The sequence below is a fragment of the Nocardia sp. PLKS1-43 genome (assembly GCF_059510335.1).
In genome coordinates this window covers 1-10,195 of record NZ_JCAJZQ010000030.1, presented here as the reverse complement: position 1 = coordinate 10,195, position 10,195 = coordinate 1, and the positions used below count along the sequence as shown (strand labels likewise).

At 68.7% G+C, this 10,195-nt stretch carries 8 protein-coding genes and 1 pseudogene; 3 read left to right on the top strand and 6 right to left on the bottom strand.

Annotation, left to right across the window (positions count from 1 at the left end):
* Positions 1 to 439: 439 nt before the first annotated feature.
* From recN to AC5WS7_RS40335, 4 genes are read right to left on the bottom strand one after another with little or no spacing between them, the layout of a single operon-like run.
* On the bottom strand, positions 440 to 2,221 hold the full coding sequence (recN, locus tag AC5WS7_RS40350) for a DNA repair protein RecN (protein WP_495959942.1): 1,782 nt from the start codon (positions 2,219 to 2,221) through the stop codon (positions 440 to 442).
* Entirely contained in the window at positions 2,199 to 3,185 is a 987-nt protein-coding gene (locus AC5WS7_RS40345) for an NAD kinase (protein WP_495959941.1), read from the bottom strand. The genes recN and AC5WS7_RS40345 overlap by 23 nt, the downstream gene beginning before the upstream one ends.
* Positions 3,182 to 3,997 carry a TlyA family RNA methyltransferase gene (locus tag AC5WS7_RS40340; RefSeq protein WP_495959940.1) on the bottom strand — a complete coding sequence of 272 codons (816 nt, stop codon included), beginning with the start codon at positions 3,995 to 3,997 and terminating at the stop codon, positions 3,182 to 3,184. Before AC5WS7_RS40340 ends, AC5WS7_RS40345 begins: the two co-directional genes overlap by 4 nt.
* Position 3,998: 1 nt before the next feature.
* The gene (locus AC5WS7_RS40335) at positions 3,999 to 4,286 is read right to left on the bottom strand and encodes a hypothetical protein (protein ID WP_495959939.1); all 288 of its coding nucleotides are present in this window, start codon (positions 4,284 to 4,286) and stop codon (positions 3,999 to 4,001) included.
* Between the two features lie 359 nt (positions 4,287 to 4,645).
* Between AC5WS7_RS40335 and AC5WS7_RS40330 the strand changes: the two genes are divergently transcribed.
* Positions 4,646 to 5,011, top strand: a complete 366-nt coding sequence (locus AC5WS7_RS40330) for a DUF7144 family membrane protein (protein ID WP_495959938.1) — start codon at positions 4,646 to 4,648, stop codon at positions 5,009 to 5,011.
* Between the two features lie 122 nt (positions 5,012 to 5,133).
* Positions 5,134 to 5,784, top strand: coding sequence for a YdcF family protein (locus AC5WS7_RS40325; RefSeq protein WP_495959937.1), 651 nt, complete (start codon positions 5,134 to 5,136; stop codon positions 5,782 to 5,784).
* Positions 5,785 to 5,936: 152 nt separating this feature from the next.
* Here the strand turns inward: AC5WS7_RS40325 and AC5WS7_RS40320 are convergent, their stop codons facing one another.
* A complete protein-coding gene (locus tag AC5WS7_RS40320) occupies positions 5,937 to 6,830 on the bottom strand; it encodes an HAD-IIA family hydrolase (protein ID WP_495959936.1) in 894 nt (297 codons plus the stop codon).
* 153 nt (positions 6,831 to 6,983) lie between these two features.
* Here AC5WS7_RS40320 and AC5WS7_RS40315 point away from each other — a divergent pair, with 153 nt between their 5' ends.
* Positions 6,984 to 7,805, top strand: a complete 822-nt coding sequence (locus AC5WS7_RS40315) for an LLM class F420-dependent oxidoreductase (RefSeq protein ID WP_495959935.1) — start codon at positions 6,984 to 6,986, stop codon at positions 7,803 to 7,805.
* A 683-nt stretch (positions 7,806 to 8,488) separates the two neighbouring features.
* Here the strand turns inward: AC5WS7_RS40315 and AC5WS7_RS40310 are convergent.
* Positions 8,489 to 9,784: pseudogene (locus AC5WS7_RS40310) on the bottom strand (tetratricopeptide repeat protein); the annotation flags it as partial.
* Positions 9,785 to 10,195: the final 411 nt, after the last annotated feature.

Sequence of the window (10,195 nt, the reverse complement as noted above, 5' to 3'; positions counted from 1 at the left end):
CCGACAGAGACGCTTCGCCGCTGGGCGCGTCAGTTTCGCCTCGCTTCGCATCGGCGGGCGGGTGCGGTGCGCGCCGAAATGGCGGGATCGGCGTTGTTCACCCTTTCGCTTCGCTGGTGACTCCCAGTGGGCGACGATTCGCCGCTGAGCACGTTGGGTTTTCGCCTCGGCAGGCCCCCCGGACGGTGCACACCGACAATGCTGAAGTCGGCACGGTTACACCGCTTCACGAGCCACTCCCAACGACACAGAAACGATTCGCCCTGAGCACGTTCGGGCTTCGCTTCGGCGAGTTCAGTGGGGCGAGAACCTTTGGGTGGCGTTGGCCGGCCCGACAGTTACGGTGCACCGAGACGACCTGGATCGATGCCTGGTGTGCCGATTCGTCGTCGTGGATCTCGCGATTCGGATCCGGTCCGCGTCGACAGGTGGTGGCTCGTCAGCTGGCTGCCGAGGTGGCGGTGTCCTTCTCCGCGTTGGCGGTCGCGAGGAGTTCTTCCGCGTGGGCTCGGCCGGTTTCGGTGTCGTCGAGACCGGCCAGCATGCGGGCCAGTTCCTTGACGCGTTCGTCGTCGGTGAGAGCGCGCACGCCACTGTTGACGCCCTTGCCGTCATCGACCTTGTCCACCACCAGATGAGTGTCGGCGAACGCGGCCACCTGCGGCAGGTGGGTCACCACGATCACCTGGTGGGTGCGGGCCAACCGGGCCAACCGGCGGCCGATCTCGACCGCGGCCCGACCGCCCACACCGGCATCGACCTCGTCGAACACCATCGTGCTGCCGTGTTCGGACCGGGCCAGCACCACCTCGAGCGCCAGCATCACCCGGGACAACTCACCACCGGAGGCGCTGCGGCTCAACGGCAGCGACTGTGCCCCCGAATGCGCCGACAACCGGAACTCGACCTCGTCGACACCGCTGGATCCGGCATGTAAATCCTTGCCGCCCATCGTGATCGGCGCCGAATCCTGGGCGCCGGCGGGCATCGGGCGCACCTGCACCTCGAGCTTCGCACGCCCCATCGCCAGCCCGCCCAACTCGGTGCTCACCGCCGCGGCCAGCTTCTTGGCCGACTTGGTGCGCGCGGCGGTGAGTTTGCGCGCGGCCTCACGCACCTCACCGGCGGCGGCCTCGACCTCCGCGGCCAGCGCGGACAGCGCCTCCTCGGACACGTCCAGCGAATCCAGCCGCCCGCGCGCATCCGCCGCCCAGGCCAGCACGCCGTCGATGTCGGGCGCGTATTTCCTTGTCAGCGTTTTCAATTCGGCCTGCCGGTTGAGCAGCGAATCCAGCGCGTTGGGGTCCGAGGGCAGATCCGACAGGTAACCACTGAGCTCGGTGGTCAGATCCACCACGACCGAGATCGCGTCCCCCAGCCGCGGCGCCAGATCACTCAACGCCGGGTCCTGCGCCGATTCCAGTCGCGAGCGGGCCGCACCCAGCAGATCGAGCGCACCCGAACCCTCGCCGGGTGCGTCGGCCGGACCGGCCAGCGCATCGTGCGCCCCGGTCGCCGCCTCGCGCAGCGAATCCAGATCCGACAGCCGCCGCACCTCCGCGACGATGCGCTCGTCCTCACCGGATTCCGGTGCCAGAGCATCGATTTCGTCGAGCGAATGCTTCAGCCGATCGGCCTCGAGCGCGAGTTCGCGACTGCGGGCGGTGCGTTCGAGCAACTCGCTGCGGGCCTGCAACCAGGTGCGCCGGGCCAGACGGTATTTGCGCAGCAGCGTCGCGACCGAATCGCCCGCGAACTGATCCAATGCCTGCAACTGTTGATCGGGCCGCTGCAAGCGCAGCTGATCGTTCTGCCCGTGCACCGTCAGCAACGGCGCGGTGAAATCGCCCAGCACCGCCGCCGGAACACTGCGCCCACCCAGATGCGCCCGGGAACGCCCATCGCTGCCGACGGTGCGAACGGCGATGATGCTGCCGTCGTCATCCCGTTGCGCCCCGGTCGATTCCAGCACCTTCTCGACCTCGTCGCGAGCGGCGTCGTGCACCTCCTCGACGGTGAACCGCCCCTCCACCACCGCACGCGCCGCGCCCCTGCGCACCCGGCCGACGTCGGCGCGAGCACCGCTCAGCAGATGCAGGCTCGTCACCACCATGGTCTTGCCCGCACCGGTCTCACCGGTCAGACAGGTCAACCCAGCATGGAATTGCGCTGTGGCGGTGGATATGACGCCGAGACCGTCAATCCGTATCTCTGTCAGCACTCGTGCTCTCCGTTCGGCGGTTTTCGCTGTCGCCCGAGCGGGTGCGCTCCGGCCGCCGGCCTCGCCATCCTGTCACCGGCAACTGGAATTTGCGCACCATCCGGTCGGTGAACGGCGCGGAGTCCAGCCGCACCCACCGCACCGGCTCGTCCCCGCGGACCGCCTCGAAACGCGCACCGCGCGGCAGCGCCAACGTGCGGCGGCCGTCCAGGAATACCACCGCATCATGTCCTGTGGCAACGGTTTCCACCGCGATCCGGGAGTCCGGACTGGTCACCAACGGTCGCGCGAACAACGCGTGCGCATTGCTCGGAATCACCAGCAGCGCCTCGAGCTCCGGCCACACCACCGGGCCGCCCGCGGAGAATGCATAGGCCGTGGATCCGGTCGGGGTCGCGATCAGCACCCCGTCACATCCGAATTGCGAGACCGGACGCCCGTCGACCTCCAGCACCAATTCCAGCACGCCCATCCGGACGGCATTCTCGATACTGGCCTCGTTCAGTGCCCAGCCACGTTCCACCACCACATCATCGACGCGGACACTGACATCTATCGTCATCCGCTGCTCGATGCGGTAATCGCCGCGCACCACCTGCGCCAACGCCTCATCGATGTTCTCGGCCTCGGCCTCGGTGAGAAATCCGATGCGGCCCAGATTGATTCCCAGGACCGGCACCCGCGCCGAACGCGCCATCTCCGCCGCGCGCAGGAACGTGCCGTCGCCGCCGAGCGCCAGCACCATCTCGCAGCCCACCGCGGCGTCGGGCCCGTGCGTGACCGACCGCACCGGATACCCGTCGGGTTCGGCGCTCTCGTCACAGTCGAGTTTGGTGCTGTACGCCTCGTCCGCGAGTACGCGAAGGCCGATGCCGGCATCGGAGAAGATCTTCGCCACCCGGTGCGCGGTCTCGGTGAGTTCGGCACGGCCGGGATGCGCGACCAGCAGAATCTCCCGGTTCACTGTGGGCCCTCCTCCACCGCGCGCTGCACCAGCGCAGTCACATCCACCTCTGTATCGCCATCCTCCCGGCGCAACCACAGGAAGTACTCGACATTGCCGGACGGTCCGGGCAGCGGACTCGCCACCACCCCGCGGGTACGCAGACCTAGGGCGGCGGCCGTCACGGCCACCTCCCGCACCGATTCCGCACGCAACGCGGGATCCCGCACCACACCGCCGGAGCCTACTCGGTCCTTACCGACCTCGAACTGGGGCTTGACCATCGGCAAGAGGTCGGCGCCGGGACCGCAGCACTGCGCCAGCGCGGGCAGGACCAATCCGAGCGAGATGAACGACAGATCCGCCACAACCAGGTCGACGGGTCCGCCGATCGCCTCCGGGGTGAGCGCACGGACATTCGTGCGATCCAATACCCGCACTCGTTCGTCGGTCTGCAATCGCCACACCAACTGCCCGTAGCCGACATCCACCGCGACCACCTCGCGCGCTCCCCGGGTGAGCAGCACATCGGTGAATCCACCGGTCGACGCCCCGGCGTCCAGGCAGCGGCGGCCCGGAACCGTCAGACCGCGCGGTTCGAACGCCTCGAGCGCACCGAGCAGTTTGTGTGCTCCGCGCGAGGCCCACTGCACCTCGTCCGGTTCCTCCCGCACCAGCAGCGGCGTCCCCGCCTCGACGGCCGTCGCCGGTTTCGAGGCGACCGAACCGTTGATCAACACCCGGCCCGCACCGATCAGTTCGACCGCATGCTCCCGCGAGCGTGCCAAACCACGGCGAACCAGTTCCGCGTCCACCCGAGCGCGCTTGGCCACCTCAGATCTTGTCCACCGTCGACAGAGCCTGGACCAGCACATCGTGCGCCTGCTCCAGAATGCGGGCACGCCGGGTGATCTCGGCTCCCGCTCCCGCCGATTCCGCACCGCCGGCATCGGTCGCACGCGACCCGGTCCGCAGTTCGGACATCAGCTCATCGATCTGCGCACGCACGGACGCCGGATCGGCGAATCCCGCCGGATCGGCGCCCTGCAGATGCTGGCCGGGCAGCGGCACTCCCGGCCGAGGCCCGTTGGAACCGGGCGTATGCGACGTCGGCGTAGTCATGGTGCCGACAACGCTACCGGAGACACGATTCCACAAGTACCAGGCGGGGTTCGGGCCGAGCGCACACGACCGGGTGGAAGCGGAGGCGCCGTCCAGATCCCTGCTCGGGTCCGCCGCTGATCGGGCGATTTCCGGGGGCGAAACCCAGGTGTCGGAACCACAACGCGGGGTACAGCGGCAGTGGACAGATCGCAATCGGCCGAGGGAGGAGCAAAATGTCGGACCAGGCAACACCTACCGCGCAGGTACCACCGACGGACCCGAACGCCAGGACCGAGCCCGCAGCCCCACGGGGCCGCCATGAGAATGGCGCGACGAACCTTCGCCAGGGGGCCGCGGCGGTGGGCACGATCGGGGCGATGGTACTGATGCTCGTCGCCGGCGCCCTCCAGATCCTGGAAGGTATCTCGGCGATCGAATACGACGACATCATCGTGGTCGGCCCGCACTACACCTATCAGTGGAACGCCACCGGCTGGGGCGTGATTCACATCGTCATCGGCGCACTGCTCGTACTCACCGCCGCAGCGCTGATCACCGGCCGGCTCTGGGCACGAACGCTGGCGATCGTGCTGGCCGCGGCGTCGATCGTGGCGAACTTCCTCTGGCTGCCGCACAACCCGTGGTGGTCGATCCTGATCATCGCCTTGAACGCGTACCTGATCTGGGCCATCGCCACCTGGCACCACCCCGCGCACGGCACGGCCGCGCACACCGCGACCTGACCCCGGCGAAATTCGATATCCAACGCTCACGATCCCGGCGGCCCGCTCCACCGCAACGCGCGACGGGGCGGGCAACGTCCGAGGTGACGCACGCGGACACCGCCGGTTGGCACAATGACCGCATGCGAACCAAGGGAGCGGGCGCAATTCTGGGCTGTGCTGTCGCCACAGCGGCGGCGATCGTCGGCTGCTCCGAGTGGATGCACTGGCGCGCGACGCGTCGATATCTCGGCACTCGGCCCCGAACCGGCGACGGGACCCACGCCCTGGTGGTTCTGGGCTTTCCCGCCCGCGCCGACGGCAGTCTGCACCCGCTGCAGCGGTGGCGCTGCCGAATCGCGGCGCGTTCGATGACGCCCGGCGCGCTGGTCGTGTTCACCGGCGGCGCGGTCAAGAGCCCGTGGATCGAAGCCGATGTGATGGCGCGTTACGCACACGAGCGGCTCGGCGTCCCGGCCGAATCCATCCGCACCGAGGCAAACTCCGAAAGTACTTGGCAGAACATCGAATTCACTATTCCGATGATCGAGGACGCCGAGCGGATCACCATCGTCTCCTCCCCCATGCACGCCGCCCGCGCGCGCCGCTACCTGCACCTGCAGCGGCCCGATCTCGCAGACCGCCTGACTCCGGCCGCCGATTACCGCCCCTTCGAGGCATGGTGGTTGAAAACGCCCACCGCCGTACACGAATTCGCCGCCATCGCCCGCCGCGATGCGGGCCGGATGGTCGTGCGTGTCCTGGGCGAGCTCGACCTGGGGCGAACCGGTTGATCCGGTATGTGCCGCGGCAGGCCGATGCAGATCCGGGCACACGACCGCGGCCCGATCACCCAGCGCGACGAGGCCGGCGACCCGTACGGGCCGAAGTCCGGTTCGGCGCCTGTGAAGTCCTCGAGCGCGAGACCACGACGACTCACGCGGTCCTAGCCGGCGATCGGGATCGCCCTGCCGGGGTAGCGGCGCAGCCGTTCGGACAACCGATCGGCCAGGTCACCATCGCTGTGCCGGACCGGATCGTCTTCCACGACAGGTTGATTCAGCGCATCCAGACTGTCGGACACATAGGCCGGGAGACGATCGGCGGACCGCGCGCCGAGATCCGCGAGCGTGCTGACGCCGGTGAGGACGAGCAGAGACTCCATCTGCACCCCCAGCGCGCCGTCGATATCGGTATCGAGGCGGTCGCCGACCATCAGAGCCGAGCGAGTTCCCGCACGGGCGAGCGCGTCCTCGACCAACGGGGTGTACGGCTTGCCCGCGACGATCGGCTCGGCGTCGGTGGCGGTGCGCAACGCGGCGACCATCGCACCGTTGCCCGGGGCCAATCCTCGTTCGGTCGGCAAGGTCGCATCGGTGTTCGCGGCCACCCACAACGCACCCGCCCGCACCGCGTAGGCGGCCTCGGCCAGGTCGGGCCAGGCGATCTGTGGCGAATAGCCCTGTACTACCGCGGCGGGCACGTCGTCGTCGAATCGTCGTATCGGACGCAACCCGACATGTTCGACCTCCGCGGCCAGATCGTCCGCGCCGACGATGAGCACACTCGCCCCCTGCGGCAGCCGATCGGCGAGCACATGGGCCGCGGCCTGGGCGCTGGTCACCACCTGATCCGCACCGGCGAGGAAACCCAACTCGCTCAGGTGCGCGGCCACCGCCGCCGCGGATCGGCTCGCGTTGTTCGTGACGTACATCAGCGACTGCGCCGAGTCGGCAGCCGAAAGTGCCTCGGGCGCACCGGGAATCACGGCATGCCCGCGATAAAGGGTGCCGTCCAGATCCAGCAGCAGAGCCTCGAACCGATCCCGTAACCTCGTCACGAAAGCTCGCACCACCTTCATCGCCACCGACAAACCGCGCCGGGACGTTACCCGGACCGCCCGAGCCTACTTGGTCAGCCCGCGTCCGGTTCGAGGCGGACGAGCCACCACACGTCGCGGAATACGGGCGCACGGTCACTGGTTCGGCCTCGTATGAAGATCGGAGTCAACACCTTTCTGACCGACGAGGGAATCGCCGGTCCCGCACTCGGCCGGGCGCTCGAGGAGCGCGGATTCGAATCACTGTTCCTCGCCGAACACTCACATATCCCGGCCAGCCGTGAAACGCCGTATCCAGGCCGTGGCGAGCTGCCGCGGTACTACTACCGCACGCTCGATCCGTTCGTGGCCTTCGGCGCGATCGCGGCCGCGACCGATCGACTGATTCTGGGCACCGGTGTCACGCTGCTGATCCAGCGCGACGTCATCCATACCGCCAAGGAAGTGGCCAGCCTGGACCTGCTCTCCGGCGGCCGCGTCGTCTTCGGCGTCGGTGTCGGCTGGAACCGCGAGGAGATGGCCGATCACGGTACCGACCCCCGCACGCGCGGCGCGCTCCTGGACGAACAGCTGGCCGCCCTCCGGGCGATCTGGACCGAGGAGACCGCCGAATTCCACGGCGAATTCATCGATTTCGACCCGATCTACGCCTGGCCCAAACCCGTCCAAGAACCTCATCCGCCCATCTTCATCGGCGGCGGGACAGCCGCCCGGGACCGCGCGACCCGCCTCGGCGTCGGCTGGATCCCCAACGGCGTCGACACTCCCGAAGCCGTCACCGAACAACTGGCCGAATTCCGCACGACCGGCCTGCCGATCATGATCACCCCCGCCCCGGCGACACCAGCGGTACTGGACGCCTACGCCGAGGCAGGCGTACAACGCGCAACGCTCAAACTCGAGACGGCACCCGAAGCCGAAACCCTCCGTGCCCTCGACCAACTGGCGACACTCGCCGAGAAATACGCCGAATAGGCTCCGCTCCTGCACCCTTGGCCGGAACTCGCGGCCGAATACCTCGATAATTCGTTCCACCGGGTTTCGGCCGGGCAGACGCCCCAGCCGGTTGCCCTCTGCCGCGCATCGCCGCGGATCGAAGTCCGGTCCCGCGATGTGCGCCGGGCGCGGCCGCAGCGCGTCATACGGTGTCACCAGCGTGTTCTCGATGCTGTCGGAACACCGGGAAGATGTTCGAGCCCGGGAACGGAATGATGTTGTCGACCGAACCGTGCATGAGGTTCGAAATCGAACAGCAGTGCCGAGCCGACCTGTGTCGGATCGAATGATCACGAGGCCGTTTCGCCGGTGGCCTGTTCATTCGCCCGATTTTCGGGGCGATGATCTTGCGGGCGATGAGGTTCGTATGACGCGTAGTTCGCGAGCCTGCCGGTCGAGGAGGGCCACGTTGCCCCGCACGCGCTGCGATCGCGGCGGCTACCGCATGGAGCCTCGAGCGCAATCATCCGATCAGCTGGCGAAGCCGATCCGATGACGTGACCGGACACTCCACGCTCACCACTGAGTCAGCCGCGCTGCAACGCGGAAAATCAGCGGCTGTCGTCCTCGGAGGCCGCCGTTCCGGCGTCGCCGCTGTCGCGGCCCAGGCCACCCGGGACGATCTCGCCCTCGTCGAACTCGTCATCCTCGTAACCTACGGCGGCGAGTTCCTCGGCACGCTCCTCGGCATCGGTGTCGCCCTCGACGTCCGCGGCCGCCGCGTTGAGGAACCATTTCAGGGCCTCGTCCGAACGATCGGCGGCGAGCAGCGCCTCGGCATAGGCATAGAACAGACGCGCCGATGCCGGGCCGACTCTGGCCGGATCGAGCTCGGGCGTCTGGAGGGTCACCACGGCCTGATCGTATTGGCCCAGATCCATGCGGGCGCCGGCGACGACGATACGCAGTTCGGTGGCCTCGTCCGCGGTCAGCTGCTGGGCCTCGTCGCTGCGACCGAGTTCGATGGCACGTTCCGGACGGCCGAGACCGCGTTCACAATCGGCCATCACCGCGAGCAGGCCGGCACCGCCGGACATCCGCCGCGCGGTGCGCAGTTCCGAGAGCGCCTCGGCCCATTCACCCGCGTGATAGGCGATGACGCCGGCGGTTTCCCGAACCACCGCGATTCGCCCGGCGCGCTGCCGTGCGGCACGGGCGTGTTCCAGCGCGAGTTCCGGCTCGTCCTCGATCAGACGCGCGGCCATCACCAGATGCCGGGCGACGGTCTCGGCATTGCCCTTGTCGAGACTCAGCAGATCGCGGCGGACGCCCGAATCCAGGTCGGAGGCCTGCACATCCTCCGGGAGCGCGGGCTCATCCGGACGTGGTGGCCGGCGATCTCCGCCACGTCCGCCGGCCGCGAATTGCGCACCTTCCCCGCCACGGCGACGGTCCGAGCCGAAATCGCGATCGCCACCCGGCCGGTCACCGCCCTGCCCGCGGCCGCGGTCAGCGCCGTACGGGCGATCCGAACCGCGCCGCGGTTCCGGCCGGCCACGATCGTCCTCGAACGAACGCGCGGGGCCCCGGCGATCATCGCGGCCCGGGCCACGGTCGTAACCGCTCGGACGGTCACCCTCTCGGCGCGGACCTGCGCCCTTGCGGTCGGGACGACGCGCGTCCTCACGACCGGCCCCGCCGCGGTACCCGCCCGATGAGCGATCCCGATCCCGCCGATCCTCACCCCGGCCCGTACCCGGCCGACCGGATTCGCGCCGCTCTCCGGCCCGGCCGAAACCACCGCGATCGTCCTGCCCCTCCCGATCGGGTCCACGCCGGAACCCGCGCTCATCGGAGTCGGAACCACCACGCCGAAAACCGCCCTGATCGCCGCGATCCGACCCGCTACGTCGAAAACCACCCCGCTCGTCGGGGTTGGAGCCACCACGCCGAAAACCGCCACGATCATCGGGAGCAGACCTGCCCCGCTGGAAACCGCCACGATCGTCGGAATCGGACCCACCGCGCCGGAAGCCGCCCCGTTCGCTGCCTTCCCGGCCGCCGGAAGCGCCACGATCGGAACCTGAGCGCCGGAAGCCACCGCCGGACCGCCGTTCCTCACCACGCCCGGCGTCCTGACGACCCTCGCGCGGCGGATACTGCCGACCTTCGTCGCGCCGCTCACCACCGGCGCCCTGGCCACCGCCGTTGCGGCGGAACGGTTTGCGACCGTCGTTCTGCTCCGACACGGTGGTCCCTTTCTCCGAACTCTGCTCGTACCCGGCCGCAGCGCACGCAGTGACGTGTGACCTGCGGGAGCGACCCGCACGATCAAATTCAATCATGTACGGGTGACACCCCGACCGCGCGGCACAGGGTTGTAAACGCAGAGAAGGGGACCCAAGACTGGGTCCCCTTCTCGCAAAGGA